Raw genomic sequence first — 15,639 nt, 5'->3', positions numbered from 1 at the left:
CTCAGCCTCTGACACTCAGCCTCTGACACTCAGCCTCTGACACTCAGCCTCTGACACTCAGCCTCTGACACTCAGCCTCTGACACTCAGCCTCTGACACTCAGCCTCTGACACTCAGCCTCTGACACTCAGCCTCTGACACTCAGTGCCATTCATCGCGCCCCCACGGATGCCCGCATCCTCGTCATCGACGCCAACAGCGCCTAGACATCCGTCACTGTAATGGTACTCCCGCCATCCACCCGCACGTCAAGCCTTCCCGCCCCGCCGACGAAGGCGGCCGGTCGGAAGGATGACACTCAGTGCCATAGTCAATGATGCCTGTCGGCGGAATCGGCGGCGTCGGCGTGCGCCAGCTCGGAGCGGACCGCGTCGGCGATCTCGTCATCGCCCGCGGCCGAGTCGGCGACGACCACCACCACCCGGCGGCCGGCAGACGCACGGCCGCCGCTTTGGCCGGACGGCGCGTCGCCGTGCATCCGGCGGCGGATCAGCGCCAACTCGGATCGCAGCCGTGGCAGCGTGGCGTCCGGGTTGCCGCGCAGCATCTCGCGCAGCAGATAGTTGTGGCCTGCGGTCACCGCCGCCGCGAACGGCACGATCACCAGCGGGGACGCCGACGGGACCACCGCGCCGAGGTGGTCGGTGAACAGCCGCTCGTAGCTGTGCACGGTGACGATCTCCCGCTCGCGCAGCGCCGCCACCGCATTGACGACCCGGTAGCGCCGCGCAGACAGAGCCCGGTTCTCCTCGAACCTGCGGAAAACCAATTCCGCCGCGTCGCACACCGACTCCCACGGGTCCGCGCCCGGGCTGTGCCGCGACCGCTCGAGGAACTCCGCCGCCTGCGCGAGCAGCGCGCGGTGGTCGGCGAAGACCACGTCCTCCTTGGAATGGAACTGGCGGAAGAACGTGCGGCGCGAAATCCCTGCGTCCGCCGCGATCTCGTCGACGGTGGTGGATTCGAACCCGGATTCGGCGAAGAGCCGGATCGCGGCGTCCATCACCCGCAGCCGCGCATCCGGCCGCGCCGGAGTCGGCGACTCGGGCCCACCGGGCGGCACCGGTGTCAGCCCATCAACTTCGCGCGCAACGCGGCGTCCTTATCCGCCACCATGCGCTCGAGGCCCGCCTGGAACTCCACCATCCGCTCGCGCAGCGCGGCGTCGGACGTGGCGAGCATGCGGACGGCGAGCAGACCCGCGTTGCGCGCGCCGCCGATGGACACCGTCGCCACCGGCACGCCCGCCGGCATCTGCACGATCGACAGCAGCGAATCCATTCCGTCGAGGTGCTTGAGCGGTACCGGCACGCCGATCACCGGCAGCGGCGTGGCCGAGGCCACCATGCCCGGCAGGTGCGCGGCACCGCCGGCGCCCGCGATGACGACACGCACCCCCCGGGCATGGGCCGAACGGGCGTAGTCCAGCATCTTCTGCGGTGTGCGGTGCGCCGAGACGACGCCTACCTCGAACGGCACGTCGAACTCCGCCAGCGCCAGCGCGGCGGCCTCCATCGTCGGCCAGTCGGAATCGCTGCCCATGATCAACCCGACGCGCGCGGCGCCCGCGCCCGCGCCCGCCGATCCCGGCGTCTGCTCCGGCTGTCGGTCAGTCATCCGCGTGCCCGTCCCATCCGTCGGTCCATTCCGCGTGCGACATCCAGTGTGCCGCGCGCTCCGCCCTTTCACGCACGTCCGCCGTGTAGGCCGTGTCGTCGGGCGATCCGGGGAAGGCACCGGTGATGTTGATGTGCCCCAGCTTGCGGCCCGGGCGCTCCCCCTTGCCGTACAGGTGCACCTTCGCCTCGGGCATCCGCGCGAACAGGTGATGCAGCCGTTCGTCCATCGACATCTCCGGCGCCTGCGCGGCGCCGAGCACGTTCGCCGTCACCGTGAGCGGCGCCGTGGGCGACGGGTCGCCGAGCGGGTAGTCGAGCACCGCGCGCAGGTGCTGTTCGAACTGGGAGGTGACGGCGCCGTCCTGCGTCCAGTGGCCCGAGTTGTGCGGGCGCATGGCCAGCTCGTTGACCTGGATCTGCGGGGTGCCGTCCGGCCCGTCGAGCTCGAACAGCTCCACGGCCATGGAGCCGACCACGCCCAACTCGTCGGCCAGCCGCAGCGCCAACTGCTGTGCACGAGATGCAAGGTCGGTGGAGATACCGGGCGCCGGAGCCAGCGCGAGGGCGAGCACGCCGTCGCGCTGCACCGTCTCGGCGACGGGCCAGGCCGCGCCCTGGCCGAACGGCGACCGCGCCACCATCGCGGACAGCTCGCGGCGCCACGGCACGGCCTCCTCGACCATGAGCACCGTCCCCGCGGCGCGCTGCGCGGCCACCACCTCGGCCGCCTCGTCCTCCGAATGCAGCACCCACACGCCCTTGCCGTCGTAGCCGCCGCGGGTCGCTTTGACCACCACCGGCCACGAGTGACGCTGGGCGAACCCGGCCACGTCGGCGGTGTCCTCCACCGGCGCGAAGTCCGGCACCGGGGCGCCGAGCTCGCGCAGCCGGCTCCGCATCAGCAGCTTGTCCTGGGCATGCACGAGCGCCTCCGGCGGCGGCAGCACCGTCACGCCCTCGGCGACCAGCGCATGCAGATGTTCCGGCGGCACGTGCTCGTGGTCGAAGGTGACCACGGACGCACCGTCCGCGGCGCGGCGCAGCGCCTCGAGGTCCGTGTGGCTGCCGAGGGCGACGTCCGCGGAAACCTGCGCCGCGGACTCGTCCGGCGCGCCCGCGAGCACCCGCAGGTTCTGTCCCATCGCGATGGCCGCCTGCTGCGTCATCCGCGCCAGCTGCCCGCCGCCGATCATCGCCACCAGCGGCATCACGCCCGCCGCCGCGGCCTCCGCGCCGCGGCCGGGAGGGGCGGATTCCCGCGCGCCGCCGCGGATGCGCGCGTCACCGTGCGCGGCACTGTCGTCGTCGGCGGGGGCAGAAAGCGGTTCGTCGGTCACGGCTGTCCATGGTGTCACGCAAGCGGCCTGCGCGCGGACGCGCCCCGGACATCTGTGCACGCAGCTCAGCGCTCCGGAGCTCGCCGCGTTGCAGGGGTCTCCGTTCCGGTGCGCATCGGCGGAAACGAGACCCTCGCGACGATGTCCGCGTTCGCCGGGTCGGCCAGCGGGTCCGGCCGGATCCAGCGCACTGCGCCACGGGTGTGCGGCTCGAGGTCGATGCGCCGACGCGTGCCGTCGGGAACCACCGCGGTGAGCGCGCCGACGGCGACCCACTCCGTGCCGTCGGCACCCCGCGCGCTGTCGGCGCGATGCAGCTTCGCCGTGACGTGAGCGATGGTGGCCGGATCGTCGACGGGGACGAATGCGCGTTGCTCGTCGAGCACCCGCAGCCTGTGGGCGTCGCCCTCGATGCGCACGGCTCCGTATCGAGAGTCGTGGCCCAGGTTCGGATGCATACAGCCGACCAGGAACAGTCGCCCGTCGACGAGGACGGTGCCTCCGCCCTCCGCGCAGACGCGCTCCACGGTCAGCGTCCCGTCGTCGTCGCGATCGCACCGGAACACCTCGTGGCGGGAGGTGATCCAGCACCCGCCACGGTCGGCGTGGACCCTGCGGGTCCACTGGTCCACCGGCGGCTCGATGGTCAGTGGCAACAAGTACTCGACCACTCGCGGCGGCGTCGACCTCGTGTCGATGTGCAGAAGTACCGGATCCGACCGGTCCATCACCCACACGTCGGGACCGTCGACGGAGACTGCGCCGGCGACGAACTCCGGCTTCGCCGCCGGCACGTCGTGGACGTCCAGGTCGACCAGCACGCCCGTCGCCCGGAAGCCGTCCTCTGCGATGCCCGGGTCCGACCAGTGCCGGCGCGGGGTGGACTCGACCTCGGTCAGCCGCTCGGTGCCGTCCACGGCACGTATCCCTCGTTCAACGTGCTCGAAGCGTTGCTCGACGAGACGGACCCGACGGACCCGGCCGCGAACCCGTGCGGGATTGCCGGAAGGGGTCCAGCCGGTTCCCGCGACGAGCATCCCGGCGAGCGCGACCCGTCCCGCCAGGGGCTGATCGGACAACCACTCGGCGGACCACCCGTCGCCGAGCAGCTCGAGCGGCCAGCGCAGTGGGCCGTCCGGCCCGACGGAAGGGGCGTGCCCGAAGATCGGCCGCGCGGTGGCACGCACGGTCTGCCCGCATGGCGACGGCGCCCGTCCGTCGGGATGGAAGGTCAACTCGACGTCGATGACGTCACTGCGAGCAGGCGGCGCGAGCCCGCCGTCATCGAAAACCCACCCCGGAACGAACACGGTGATAGTGCGATCAGCCGTTTCGGCAGTCATCGTGAAAACCCCGCGCACTCGACGATCCGATGGGCGAAGCCATCGGGCGCGAGGCTACCTTGCACCGCAAGCTACCACGATTCTCATAGCCCCGATGGCTGTTCGCACCGCGGCGACGAACGCCAGCACGTCCACATGCACCAGAACCATCAGGGTGAGGTCGGCAAAACCGCCATGCCCCTCGGCATCGCCTCGGCAGCAAGCGCCGTCGGCGTACGCCTGCGTGTGGTGGGCACGGATCCGCAAGCGAACTCCACCGCCGGCCTCGCCGCCGCCGGCTCACACCTCGCCGCCGCCGGCTCACATGCGCCAAGATCAGATGATGACCCGAAACTGGGACCCGAGACGCCGATTTGCATGCGCGTTCGTCGAGCAGCTCCTTACCGCTATCGCGGAGGGCGACCGCTGGTCGATCGCACGCCGGACCACCGGGGCTCTCCTCGAACAACTCCTCTTAGCGGAAAGCTCCGACGGGCCGCACCCGCTCCCACGACTCCGCCACACACACCATGGCCTGAGCGTGAACCCTCTCGCTGTCGTCGACGACGATGTAGCCGTGGTTATCGGCACCGCCGATGGGCGGGACGAGGCCGACGCGATACCACTCCTGGCGATCCTCGTCGCTTCGGAAACCGCCCCGCACCCCTGGCTTGCAGCAATACTCGACACCGCTGTCGAAATCGACGAGGACAGCCGCATTGCAACTGTCCTCGGTGAACGCACGGAGGCGGCCGACGCGCAGATCATTGACCGCCACAGTCCTCTCGACCCGACAGTGACGGAAATCGACTGGAACGACCCCGCCGCAGTGCTCCGCAGGCACGCGCACGGCACCGTCACCGTCGCAGACGCCGCCGCCGGAATACCTGGCGACCGGTCCATCTGGCCTTACGCCGCCGACACCTGCGCGACGCTGTCGGACTGGTACCTCCGCGCCAACTATCCAGAACTCGTACGCGAACACCGCCGGCCCTGCTAGAACGCCTCATGCGCTCTCGCGCAGATGCACCCCGGCCGGGTTGATCTCGAGGGTGAAATCGACACCGAGCGCCGCTGACAGCTTCACCGACGTGGCAAGCGACGGCTCGTGCTCGCCGAGTTGTGCGTGCCACCCTGGAGCCATGCCTTCCGCAACTGCACCCCCCACCCGCCACCCGCCGCGTTGGAGCGCTGGGTGGGGGGTCGTTGCGGCGAGCGTCATCGCCGTATTCATCTTTGTCCCAGCAACATTCAGGATCCAGAAGGCCCTGAACGTGCCACCAATCAGCCCCACCCCCGGAAGCACTGCGGAGATCGCCGCGTCGTACTGGTGGACGTGGGCCCTCTGCTTCGCTTTGCTGCTCACGCCGGCACTGGTGATGGCCGTGTTCCGCAAATCCAGGCATGCCGCCGTCGGCTACGCGATCACCGCGACGGTTCTCGGCGGACTGCTCGCCGCGGCGTTCATCAGCTTCGACCTCGGCGGCTTCGCCCCCTCCTAGCCGCATCACCGCTCCGTCTGCAGGGGCCCGCCACGCCGACTACTTGCGGTAGCGCTCCACCGGCGGCGCACCGCACGCGTAGCTGCGTACGGTGCGCCGCGGCCAGTCAACCACTGCATCACCGCACTACGGCCACCATCGCCCCGCCCCATCAGCGTGCTCGTGTGCTTGACTCGCCCCCATGCGGCGGGTGAATTGGCGGCGGGCGGAAGCCGCGATGGAGACGTGGGGGCCGTTCGTCCTGCTGCCGTTGCTCGCTCTCGGTGGTGGCCCCGACTACGTCCGCGACCTCATCGACGACCCGACGCCCTGGCACTGGTTCGTCTTCCTCGTGTGGGTCTTCGTCATCACCACCCTGGTGTGGACGTGTGCGAGCCGGATCCGCCACCGCGGCCGCAAGCCACGACAACAGGCCGTCGCCCCGGGAGACGTGCCGGCCGCCGACGTCGCCGCAGCCGTCGCAGCGCAACCGGATCGGATCGCGGCGATCAGGGCGCTCCGCGAACAGCACCGCGGTCTCGGCCTCGCCGACGCAGCCGCACTCATCGACGGTTCCGCGCCGCAATAGAGGGGTCCTGCGGGCGAGATCCCGCACACACTCGACGCCCGGCCTGCGCCGCAGCGCACACGCTGAGCCGTGCGGAATCTAGACTGTGGCATCGTGGCCTATGTCGACACCGTGATGGGGATGATCCCGCAGCCGTTCCGGGATCTTGCGCTGCGCCACGCCGAGTTCATCAAGTTCGCCATCGTCGGCGGCACCACCTTCGTCGTCGACCTGGCCATCTTCTACTGCCTCAAGCTCACGATCCTCGAGCCCAAGCCGCTCACCGCCAAAGTCGTCTCCGGCGTGCTGGCCATGGTCCTGTCGTACTACCTCAACCGGCAATGGTCGTTCCGCTCCCGCGGCGGCCGGCACATCAGCTCCGAAGCGGTGTTGTTCTTCGTCGTCAGCGGCATCGGCGTGGTGCTGAGCTTCCTCCCGCTGTGGGCATCCCGCTACGGGCTGCACCTGAACGCCGAGCGCTATTCGCTGACGGTCGAGAACATAGCGGACTTCGTCAGCGCGTACGTCATCGGCAACCTGCTGCAGATGGCCTTCCGGTTCTGGGCCATGCGGCGTTGGGTGTTCCCGCACGAGGACGGGACTACCGAGGTCGACGTGTCCAAAAGCCCAGGATCCGGCCCGCCGGACCTTCCCGAACCGCGGCTGACGCCGCGCCGCTGACGGCGGAGCCGCCGCTCGCACCGCGCCGCGTCACGCCGCGCGGGGCTGCCGCCCGTCCTGTCAGCTCCAGCCGGCCTCCTCACGGATGAGCCGTTGCACCCTGCGCGCGCCGGGCATACCCGCGAACTCCAGCGGCTCCGCGGACGACGACCGCAGCACCAGCGTTCCGGCCCCCATCAGCCGCTCCGAGAACGACCGCCGGTAGCGGACGTCGCTGACACGGTCCAGTTCAAGCTCGAATCCGGAACGGGAGAACACCCCCTGGCGGACCATCACGCGTCGGTCGGTGACGACGAAGTGCGTCGACCGCCATTGCAGCCAGGGCAGCACGCACCGCCACCACACGGCACCGCACCACGCCGCCGCAAGCACCCCGTAGAGCACCGTGGTGAGGCCGGGGCCCGCGTGCCGCTCGATCAGTCCGCCGCAGATGCCCGCGACGCCCGTCAGCACCGGCAGCAGAAACGCCGCCGGCAGGACGGACTTCCAATGCGGGTGGCGGTGCCACAGCACAGTCTCGCCTTGTTCCAGGGCGCTCACGGGGTAGGCCATCGCCATCGCGGTCAGCCCGCGCCCGGTGCGGCGGCCGGACGCACATGCTCGACGTCCCCCGCCGCCACCGCCACGCACCCGCCCGGCCCTGCGTCGATGAGCAGGCATCCTCGCTCGTCGATGCCGGTCGCACGGCCCACGTGCGCGTCGCCGCCGGGCAGCAGCGCCCGCACCTCGCGGCCCACAGTGCTGCAATAGCGCAGGTAGTCGGCGGCGAGTTCCGGGGATTCGCCGCGCATCCCCTGCCACCGATGGGTTCTCGAAGCCAGGTTCCGCAGCATCGCCCGCACGAGCGTATTGCGGTCCAGACACGCGGCGCCCTCCACCGCCAGCGACGTTGCGGTGGGCACCGGAAGCTCGCCAGCCGACTGCGCGACGTTGAGACCCACCCCGACGACGATCATCGGGACATACGGCGCCCCCGGCCGCGCGGCGGGCCCCGAAACCTCGGCGAGGATTCCGGCCACTTTCCGTCCGTCGACGAGGACGTCGTTGGGCCATTTGAGCAGCGCGTCGACCTCCGCGACCTCGCGGAGCGCGTCCACCACGGCGACGCCGGTGAGCAGCGGCAGCCAGCCCAGCCGATCCGGCGGCACGCCCGGCAGGCGCAGCACCGACGACATGAGCACCTGCGACTGCGGCGCGCACTCGAACGACCGACTGCGCCGCCCGCGGCCGGCCACCTGCTGTTCGGCCAGCAGCACCGTCCGGTCCAGCGATTCGGGGCGCCGGTCCCGCGCGATACGCTCGAGCAGGTCCGCGTTGGTCGACCCTGTCTCCCCGACCACCTCGAGCCCCGACCACGGCGCGTCCGCCGCGCCTGTCAGGCTGCGGCGCAGACCGCGCTCGTCCAGCGGCGGCCGTCCCAGATCCCCGTACATGGGGTCCACACTATTCCGCACTGTTCCGCTCGGCGACGCCCCCGCACCGCGCCGTACGCGACACTGTGCGCAGCCGCACACCCGCTACCGGCCGGTAGCCGGACCTCGGGACGATCACGTGTGGCGCGCATCGCTACCATGCAGAACATGACCAGTGCGACAGACTCGACGACGGGCGCCGCGGCCCCACAGGACCCGGCCGCCATCGACATCCACACGACCGCGGGCAAACTCGCGGACCTGCGCAATCGGCTCGCGGAGGCTCAGCAGCCGGTCGGCGCGGCCGCCATCGAAAAGCAGCATGCGAAGGGCAAGCTCACCGCCCGCGAACGCATCCAGGAACTGCTGGACGACGGTTCGTTCGTGGAGATCGACGCGCTGGCCCGGCACCGCTCGACGAACTTCGGCCTGGACGCCAACCGCCCCACCGGCGACGGCGTCGTCACCGGCTACGGCACGATCGACGGCCGTGAGGTGTGCATCTTCAGCCAGGACGTCACCGTTTTCGGCGGCAGCCTCGGCGAGGTCTACGGCGAGAAGATCGTCAAGGTGATGGACCTGGCGCTCAAGACGGGCCGTCCGCTGATCGGCATCAACGAGGGTGCCGGCGCCCGCATCCAGGAGGGCGTGGTCTCCCTGGGCCTGTACGGGGAGATCTTCTACCGCAACGTGCAGGCTTCCGGCGTCATCCCGCAGATCTCGCTGATCATGGGGCCCAACGCGGGCGGGCACGTGTACTCGCCGGCACTCACCGACTTCATCGTCATGGTCGACAAGACCAGCCAGATGTTCGTCACCGGTCCGGACGTCATCAAAACCGTCACCGGCGAGGACGTCACCATGGACGAGCTCGGCGGCGCGAACACCCACATGGCCACCTCGGGCGTGGCGCACTATGTGGCGCCCGACGAGCAGGACGCGCTGGAATACGTCAAGGAGCTGGTGGGCTACCTGCCCGACAACAACCGCTCCGAGCCGCCGCGCTACCCGGCCCCCAACCCCGTGGAGACCTCCATCGAGGAGTCGGTCACGGCCACCGACCTCGAGCTCGACACGATCATCCCCGACTCGCCCAACCAGCCCTACGACATGCACGGAGTCATCGAGCGACTGGTCGACGACGAGGAGTTCCTCGAGGTCCAGGCCGGTCGCGCCACCAACATCGTCGTGGGCTTCGCACGCATCGACGGCCGTTCCGTCGGCATCGTCGCCAACCAGCCCACCCAGTTCGCCGGCACGCTCGACATCGACGCATCCGAGAAGGCCGCCCGCTTCGTGCGCACGTGCGACGCCTTCAACATCCCCATCGTCACGCTCGTGGACGTCCCCGGCTTCCTGCCGGGAACCGAGCAGGAGTACGGCGGCATCATCCGGCGCGGCGCCAAGCTGTTGTTTGCCTACGGGGAGGCGACCGTCGGCAAGATCACGGTCATCACCCGCAAGGCCTACGGCGGCGCCTACGACGTGATGGGGTCCAAGCACATGGGCGCCGACGTCAACATCGCCTGGCCGACGGCCCAGATCGCCGTCATGGGCGCATCGGGTGCGGTGGGCTTCGTCTACCGCAAGGAGCTCAAGGCCGCCGAGTCCGAGGGCAAGGACGTCGACGCGGCGCGCCTGGACCTCCAGCAGGAGTACGAGGACACGCTGGTCAATCCGTACGTCGCCGCCGAGCGCGGCTACCTGGACGCGGTCATCCCGCCCTCGCACACCCGCGCCTACATCGCCAAGTCGCTGCGGCTGCTCGAACGCAAGTCGGTCAGCCTGCCGCCCAAGAAGCATGGGAACATTCCGCTGTGAGTATCGGAACGGTGGCGAAGGCCGGAGCGGTGGTGGATACCGAATCTATGGTGGATACGAAGACCGTGAGTACCGAAGCGCAGAGCGTGATCGACGAGGCCGCGGCCCTGACAGGCGGCGGCGCAGGTGACGCCGCACCAGTGTTGCTCCGGGTCGCCAAGGGCAACCCTTCGCCCGAGGAGCTCGCGGCGCTGGTCGCTGTCATCGCAGGGGCCTCCGGTAGCGGCGGCGCCGGGCCCGAGGATGCGGGCCCACGCGACATGTGGGGCGACCACGACGACGCGCTCGACGGCATTCCGCGCATGTTCTCGCCGCGGGCTTACCAGTCCGGGAGATTCGGCGGCCGCTGAGCATGGCCTCTTCCGTCGCCGCCCGCCCGGGTGATCCCGGCCCGGGCGGCGCCGTCGTGCCCGTCCGGTTCATCCTCGCCTCGGCGTCACCCGCCCGGTTGTCGGTGCTGCGCGCCGCGGGGGTGGAGCCGTCGGTGCGCGTCTCGTCCGTCGACGAGGACGCTGTCGCCGCGGCGCTTCCCCCGGGCACAGGGCCCACCGAGGTGGTCGCGGCGCTCGCCCGCGCCAAGGCCGTCGACGTGGCCGGCGGTCTCTCCACGCATCCGCACGGTCCCGGCATGCCAGAGGACGCCGTAGTCGTCGGATGCGATTCGATGCTGCACATCGACGGCCGCCTGCAGGGCAAGCCGCATACTGTGGAGGCCGCTCGCGCACGCTGGACCACGATGGCTGGGCGCAGCGGCGACCTGCTCACCGGGCACGCCGTGCTGCGCATCGCAGACGGTCGCGTCGTCGCCGAAGCGGAAGGGGTCTGCTCGACCACCGTGCGATTCGGCACCCCCTCACCGCCGGAACTCGAGGCGTATCTGGCCTCCCGCGAGCCGCTCGAGGTCGCCGGTGCCTTCACGCTCGACGGTCTCGGCGGCTGGTTCGTCGATGGGCTCGAAGGCGACCCGTCCAGCGTCATCGGCATCGGATTGCCGCTGGTCCGCGCGCTCTTGCGCGAGGTGGGCCTCGACGTCGCCCAGGTGTGGTCGGGCAACGTCGGCTGACCGCCGCGCCCGATCGCCGGCCGGGCACGGCGGCACAGGCAGCCTCGACGTGCGAAGATCGGGTCCGACCGCCGCGCTGAGAGGAAACCATGTCCGACGAGCAGACGACCGGATCCGACAACGCGCCCAGGATCCTCACCATGGCCGAGCATCACGGCCTGATCGACGCGGTGGAGCCGCGCGCCACGCGTCCGGGCGTCAAGAGGATCATGGTCGCCGACGGCGCCCGGGTGATCGTGTTCCGGTTCGCCGCCGGCCAGATCCTCGCCGAACACAAGGCGGCCTTCCCCATCCTCGTGCAGTCGATCGACGGGCACATCGCGTTCACCGCCGACGGGCACACGGCGGACCTGCATCCCGGCGACATCGCGCACTTGTCGGCCCGGCTGCTGCACGAGGTGCGCGCCGTCACCGATGCGACGCTGCTGCTGACCATGCTCGATCCCGACGCCACCGGCGACGAGGAGTAGCCCGCGAAAGCGGCGAAGCGTGTGCGCGCCGCGGGCATGTCCGGCAGAACCGCGCATGGATGAACACAGCGCCAGCCAGCCTCACGTCATAGAGGAGCGCTGGGCCCGCGAGCACGGCGGGATGGCGTCCCTGCCCGACGACGGATTCATCGCGTACCACATCACCGGAGTCTTCTACCCGCGCCTCGCGGTCCGTCCCGCGACGGGCCGCACGCCGAGCGCGGCAGGCGCGAGTGACAGGGTCCACACCGCCATGCGGCCCCGCGTCGTGTCTCACCGGCCGCCCGGGGGACTAGGCTGATTTACGTCACGGCGACGTTGCCTAATCGGCCCTGCCAGACCGGCCCTGCCAGACCGGCCCTGCCAGGCTGGCCCTGCCAGGCTGGCCCTGCCAGGCTGGCCATGCGCGCCAGGCACCGACGAAGCCGCACGCCGCGACGTCCCAGCCCGCCACTGCCGAGACAACAGGAGCGCACCGTGCCAGTCCCCGTCGAGCAGAATCCGAACTTCGCCGCCTATGCACACCCGGAACGCCTCGTGTCCACCGAGTGGCTCTCCGCGAACATCGGCACGCCGGGCCTCGTCGTGGTCGAGTCGGACGAGGACGTGCTGCTCTACGACGTCGGCCACATCCCCGGCGCGGTCAAGGTGGACTGGCACCTGGACCTCAACGACCAGGTGACCCGCGACTACCTCGATGGGGCCGCCTTCGCCGAGTTGATGAGCAGCAAGGGCATCAAGCGCGACGACACCATCGTCGTCTACGGCGACAAGTCCAACTGGTGGGCGGCCTACGCGCTGTGGGTGTTCACGCTGTTCGGGCACGACGACGTCCGCCTGCTCGACGGCGGCCGCGACGCCTGGCTGGCCGAGAACCGCGAGATGACCTTCGACGTCCCGCAACTGCCCCGCACGGAGTACCCGGTGGTCGAGCGCGACGATTCGCAGATCCGCGCTTACCAGGGCTACGTCCGTGAGTTCCTCGGATCCGGGCCGCTCGTCGACGTCCGCTCGCCCGAGGAGTACACCGGCCGGCGCACCCACATGCCCGACTACCCGCAGGAGGGCGTCCTGCGGGGCGGCCACATCCCCAGCGCCGTCTCGATCCCGTGGGCCAAGGCGGCCGCGCCGGACGGCCGTTTCCGCTCCCGCGAGGAGCTCGAGCAGATCTACGCCGGCGTCAAGGACGCCCGGCAGGGAGACGACGGCGAGATCATCGCCTACTGCCGGATCGGTGAACGCTCCAGCCACACCTGGTTCGTGCTCACCCATCTGCTGGGCCTGCCGAACATCCGCAATTACGACGGCTCGTGGACCGAGTGGGGCAACACGGTGCGCGTCCCCATCGCGGCGGGCGAGGAGCCCGGGGCGGTACCGTCACGGTCATGAGCATTCCCGCCGCACTCGCGGAGATCATCGACGATTTCGAGGACCTCCAAGGGCAGGACAAGGTCACCCTTCTCCTCGAGTTCAGCCAGGAGCTCCCCCCGCTCCCGGCCGAACTCGAGGAGGCGGCGATGGAGCCGGTGCCCGAGTGCCAGTCGCCGCTGTTCCTGCGCGTCGACGCCGCGGACCGGCAATCGGTGCGCCTGTACTTCAGCGCTCCCCCCGAGGCCCCCACCACCCGCGGTTTCGCAGGGATCCTGCACGAGGGGCTCAACGGCAGCAGCGCCGAGGACATTCTGGCGGTGCCCGACGACTTCTACTCCACCCTGGGCCTGGAGAAGGTGGTCAGCCCGCTGCGGCTGCGCGGTTTGTCCGCCATGCTCTCCCGCGTCAAACGCAATATCCGGGAGTCCGCCTGACGCCGCGATCACACAGGCGCATAGAATGTGATGCGGTCGCGCAGTGTCGCGATGCAGTCGCAGCGGGACCGGTGGCTGACGTCGCACCGCCCCGCTGCTTAGACTCCTTTACCAGAATCGCCCCCATGAGGGGCACGAATTTCCACGAAGACACACCCGGGAGGCCCTGTGCCGAATCACTCCAGTGAAAAGATCACCAAGGTCCTCGTCGCCAACCGTGGCGAGATCGCGGTGCGAGTGATACGAGCGGCAGCCGACGCGGGTCTCGCCAGCGTGGCCGTCTACGCCGAGCCCGACGCCAACGCACCCCACGTCCGCCTCGCCGACGAGGCCTTCGCTCTGGGCGGTCAGACCTCTGCCGATTCGTACCTCGACTTCGCCAAGATCCTCAAAGCCGCCGCCGATTCCGGCGCCGACGCGATCCACCCCGGCTACGGCTTCCTGTCGGAGAACGCCGACTTCGCCCAGGCCGTCCTGGACGCGGGCCTGATCTGGATCGGCCCGTCGCCGCAGTCGATCCGCGACCTGGGCGACAAGGTCACCGCCCGCCACATCGCCGAGCGCGCGAACGCCCCCATGGCCGCGGGCACCAAGGACCCTGTCGCCGGGGCGGACGAGGTCGTCGCCTTCGCCGAACAGCACGGCGTCCCCGTGGCCATCAAGGCCGCGTTCGGCGGCGGCGGGCGCGGAATGAAGGTGGCGCGCACCGTCGAGGAGATCCCCGAGCTGTTCGAGTCGGCCACGCGCGAAGCCGTCGCCGCCTTCGGCCGCGGCGAGTGCTTCGTCGAGCAGTACCTGGACAAGGCCCGCCATGTCGAGGCCCAGGTGATCGCCGACACCCACGGCAACGTCGTCGTCGTCGGCACCCGCGACTGCTCGCTGCAGCGTCGCTTCCAGAAGCTGGTCGAGGAGGCTCCCGCGCCGTTCCTCACCGACGAGCAGCGCGGCCGCATCCACTCCTCGGCCAAGGCCATCTGCCGCGAAGCCGGCTACTACGGCGCCGGCACCGTCGAGTACATGGTGCAAGGCGACACGATCAGCTTCCTCGAGGTCAACACCCGCCTGCAGGTGGAGCATCCCGTCACCGAGGAGACCTCGGGCATCGACCTGGTGCTCGAGCAGTTCCGCATCGCCAACGGCGAGGAGATCTCCATCAAGGAGGATCCCACCCCGCGCGGGCACTCCATCGAGTTCCGCATCAACGGCGAGGACGTCGGCCGCGGCTTCCTGCCCGCCCCGGGGCCCGTCACCCTGTTCCAGCCGCCCACCGGCCCCGGCGTGCGCATGGACTCGGGTGTGGAGACCGGCAGCGTCATCGGCGGCCAGTTCGATTCGATGCTCGCCAAGCTCATCGTCACCGGTGAGGACCGCCCGCAGGCCCTGGCACGCGCCCGCCGCGCGCTGGCCGAGTTCACGGTCGAGGGTCTGGCCACGGTGATCCCGTTCGACCGCGCCGTGCTCGACGACCCGGCCTTCATCGGCGACGAGAACGGCTTCGACATCTACACCAAGTGGATCGAGACCGAGTGGGTCAACGACATCGAGCCGTTCAACGCCCCCGGTGAGGCCCCTGAGGACGACGCCGAGCGGCAGAATGTCGTGGTCGAGGTCGGCGGCCGCCGGCTCGAGGTGTCACTGCCCGGAGAGCTGAACCTCGGCGGCAACGGCAATGGCGGCGGCACCGCCACTGCCGTGCGCCGCAAGGTCAAGCCGCGCAAGCGCGGCGCCGCCGGCAACACCGCGGTGTCCGGCGACGCGATCACCGCCCCCATGCAAGGCACCGTCGTCAAGATCGCCGTCGAGGAGGGCCAGGAGGTCGCCGCCGGCGACCTGATCGTGGTGCTCGAGGCGATGAAGATGGAGAACCCGGTGACCGCGCACAAGGACGGCGTCGTCACCGGCCTCGCCGTCGAGCCGGGCGCCGCCATCAACCAGGGCACCGTGCTGGCCGAGATCAAGTAGGGACTCGGGTCCGGAAGCCCGCGCTGTGGGTCGGGCACGTCGATCGAAGGATCCGCGTGCCCGGCCCACAGTCGTCCTCGCGGGTCCGGGGCGCGGCA

18 protein-coding genes are annotated in these 15,639 nt (G+C 70.2%); 11 read left to right on the top strand and 7 right to left on the bottom strand.

All coding sequences use genetic code 11. From position 1 onward, the window contains the following. Positions 1–310: 310 nt before the first annotated feature. The 4 genes from JJ683_RS08185 to JJ683_RS08170 form a co-directional block, all read right to left on the bottom strand. Positions 311–1,003, bottom strand: a complete 693-nt coding sequence (locus tag JJ683_RS08185; RefSeq protein ID WP_200172966.1) for a TetR family transcriptional regulator — start codon at positions 1,001–1,003, stop codon at positions 311–313. 65 nt (positions 1,004–1,068) lie between these two features. Then, positions 1,069–1,617 carry a 5-(carboxyamino)imidazole ribonucleotide mutase gene (purE, locus tag JJ683_RS08180; RefSeq protein ID WP_200172952.1) on the bottom strand — a complete coding sequence of 183 codons (549 nt, stop codon included), beginning with the start codon at positions 1,615–1,617 and terminating at the stop codon, positions 1,069–1,071. Then, a complete protein-coding gene (locus JJ683_RS08175; RefSeq protein ID WP_307810766.1) occupies positions 1,610–2,893 on the bottom strand; it encodes a 5-(carboxyamino)imidazole ribonucleotide synthase in 1,284 nt (427 codons plus the stop codon). Before JJ683_RS08175 ends, purE begins: the two co-directional genes overlap by 8 nt. 128 nt (positions 2,894–3,021) lie before the next feature. Further along, positions 3,022–4,299, bottom strand: a complete 1,278-nt coding sequence (locus tag JJ683_RS08170) for a DUF6578 domain-containing protein (RefSeq protein WP_200172947.1) — start codon at positions 4,297–4,299, stop codon at positions 3,022–3,024. Between the two features lie 322 nt (positions 4,300–4,621). Here JJ683_RS08170 and JJ683_RS08165 point away from each other — a divergent pair, with 322 nt between their 5' ends. Beyond that, on the top strand, positions 4,622–5,278 hold the full coding sequence (locus tag JJ683_RS08165; protein ID WP_200172945.1) for a hypothetical protein: 657 nt from the start codon (positions 4,622–4,624) through the stop codon (positions 5,276–5,278). A gap of 6 nt (positions 5,279–5,284) precedes the next feature. On the opposite strand, the gene JJ683_RS08160 is transcribed toward JJ683_RS08165, so the two are convergent. Beyond that, positions 5,285–5,422 (bottom strand): hypothetical protein, encoded by a 138-nt coding sequence (locus JJ683_RS08160; RefSeq protein WP_200172943.1) that lies wholly within the window; start codon positions 5,420–5,422, stop codon positions 5,285–5,287. Positions 5,423–5,552: 130 nt separating this feature from the next. Here JJ683_RS08160 and JJ683_RS08155 point away from each other — a divergent pair, with 130 nt between their 5' ends. From JJ683_RS08155 to JJ683_RS08145, 3 genes are all read left to right on the top strand, one after another. Continuing rightward, complete coding sequence (locus JJ683_RS08155) at positions 5,553–5,780, top strand: hypothetical protein (RefSeq protein ID WP_200172940.1); 228 nt, start codon at positions 5,553–5,555, stop codon at positions 5,778–5,780. Positions 5,781–5,961: 181 nt separating this feature from the next. Further along, positions 5,962–6,348 (top strand): hypothetical protein, encoded by a 387-nt coding sequence (locus tag JJ683_RS08150; protein ID WP_200172938.1) that lies wholly within the window; start codon positions 5,962–5,964, stop codon positions 6,346–6,348. Between the two features lie 93 nt (positions 6,349–6,441). Continuing rightward, entirely contained in the window at positions 6,442–7,008 is a 567-nt protein-coding gene (locus JJ683_RS08145) for a GtrA family protein (RefSeq protein WP_200172936.1), read from the top strand. Positions 7,009–7,068: 60 nt separating this feature from the next. On the opposite strand, the gene JJ683_RS08140 is transcribed toward JJ683_RS08145, so the two are convergent. Further along, positions 7,069–7,548 carry a PH domain-containing protein gene (locus tag JJ683_RS08140; protein ID WP_200172934.1) on the bottom strand — a complete coding sequence of 160 codons (480 nt, stop codon included), beginning with the start codon at positions 7,546–7,548 and terminating at the stop codon, positions 7,069–7,071. Positions 7,549–7,571: 23 nt separating this feature from the next. After that, on the bottom strand, positions 7,572–8,441 hold the full coding sequence (locus tag JJ683_RS08135) for a biotin--[acetyl-CoA-carboxylase] ligase (RefSeq protein WP_200172931.1): 870 nt from the start codon (positions 8,439–8,441) through the stop codon (positions 7,572–7,574). 147 nt (positions 8,442–8,588) lie between these two features. On the opposite strand from JJ683_RS08135, the gene JJ683_RS08130 reads away from it, so the two are divergent. The 7 genes from JJ683_RS08130 to JJ683_RS08100 all read left to right on the top strand — a co-directional run bounded on the left by JJ683_RS08130 (position 8,589) and on the right by JJ683_RS08100 (position 15,541). Beyond that, positions 8,589–10,241: an acyl-CoA carboxylase subunit beta gene (locus JJ683_RS08130; RefSeq protein ID WP_200172929.1), complete on the top strand. Its 1,653-nt coding sequence runs from the start codon at positions 8,589–8,591 to the stop codon at positions 10,239–10,241. Then, on the top strand, positions 10,238–10,591 hold the full coding sequence (locus JJ683_RS08125) for an acyl-CoA carboxylase subunit epsilon (protein ID WP_307810764.1): 354 nt from the start codon (positions 10,238–10,240) through the stop codon (positions 10,589–10,591). The genes JJ683_RS08130 and JJ683_RS08125 overlap by 4 nt, the downstream gene beginning before the upstream one ends. Positions 10,592–10,662: 71 nt before the next feature. Next, the gene (locus JJ683_RS08120) at positions 10,663–11,304 is read left to right on the top strand and encodes a Maf family protein (RefSeq protein ID WP_372435268.1); all 642 of its coding nucleotides are present in this window, start codon (positions 10,663–10,665) and stop codon (positions 11,302–11,304) included. Between the two features lie 89 nt (positions 11,305–11,393). After that, the gene (locus tag JJ683_RS08115) at positions 11,394–11,774 is read left to right on the top strand and encodes a cupin domain-containing protein (RefSeq protein ID WP_200172925.1); all 381 of its coding nucleotides are present in this window, start codon (positions 11,394–11,396) and stop codon (positions 11,772–11,774) included. Positions 11,775–12,251: 477 nt separating this feature from the next. Beyond that, positions 12,252–13,163, top strand: coding sequence for a sulfurtransferase (locus JJ683_RS08110; RefSeq protein WP_200172923.1), 912 nt, complete (start codon positions 12,252–12,254; stop codon positions 13,161–13,163). Continuing rightward, positions 13,160–13,579, top strand: a complete 420-nt coding sequence (locus JJ683_RS08105) for a SufE family protein (RefSeq protein WP_200172921.1) — start codon at positions 13,160–13,162, stop codon at positions 13,577–13,579. The genes JJ683_RS08110 and JJ683_RS08105 overlap by 4 nt, the downstream gene beginning before the upstream one ends. Positions 13,580–13,747: 168 nt before the next feature. Next, positions 13,748–15,541 (top strand): acetyl/propionyl/methylcrotonyl-CoA carboxylase subunit alpha, encoded by a 1,794-nt coding sequence (locus JJ683_RS08100; protein WP_200172918.1) that lies wholly within the window; start codon positions 13,748–13,750, stop codon positions 15,539–15,541. The last annotated feature ends 98 nt before the right edge of the window (positions 15,542–15,639 follow it).

The sequence above is a fragment of the Tomitella cavernea genome, from assembly GCF_016599145.1.
GTDB lineage: Bacteria > Actinomycetota > Actinomycetes > Mycobacteriales > Mycobacteriaceae > Tomitella > Tomitella cavernae.
The sequence above is the reverse complement of the archived record's forward strand: the minus strand, read 5'-3'. Positions and strand labels throughout refer to the sequence as shown.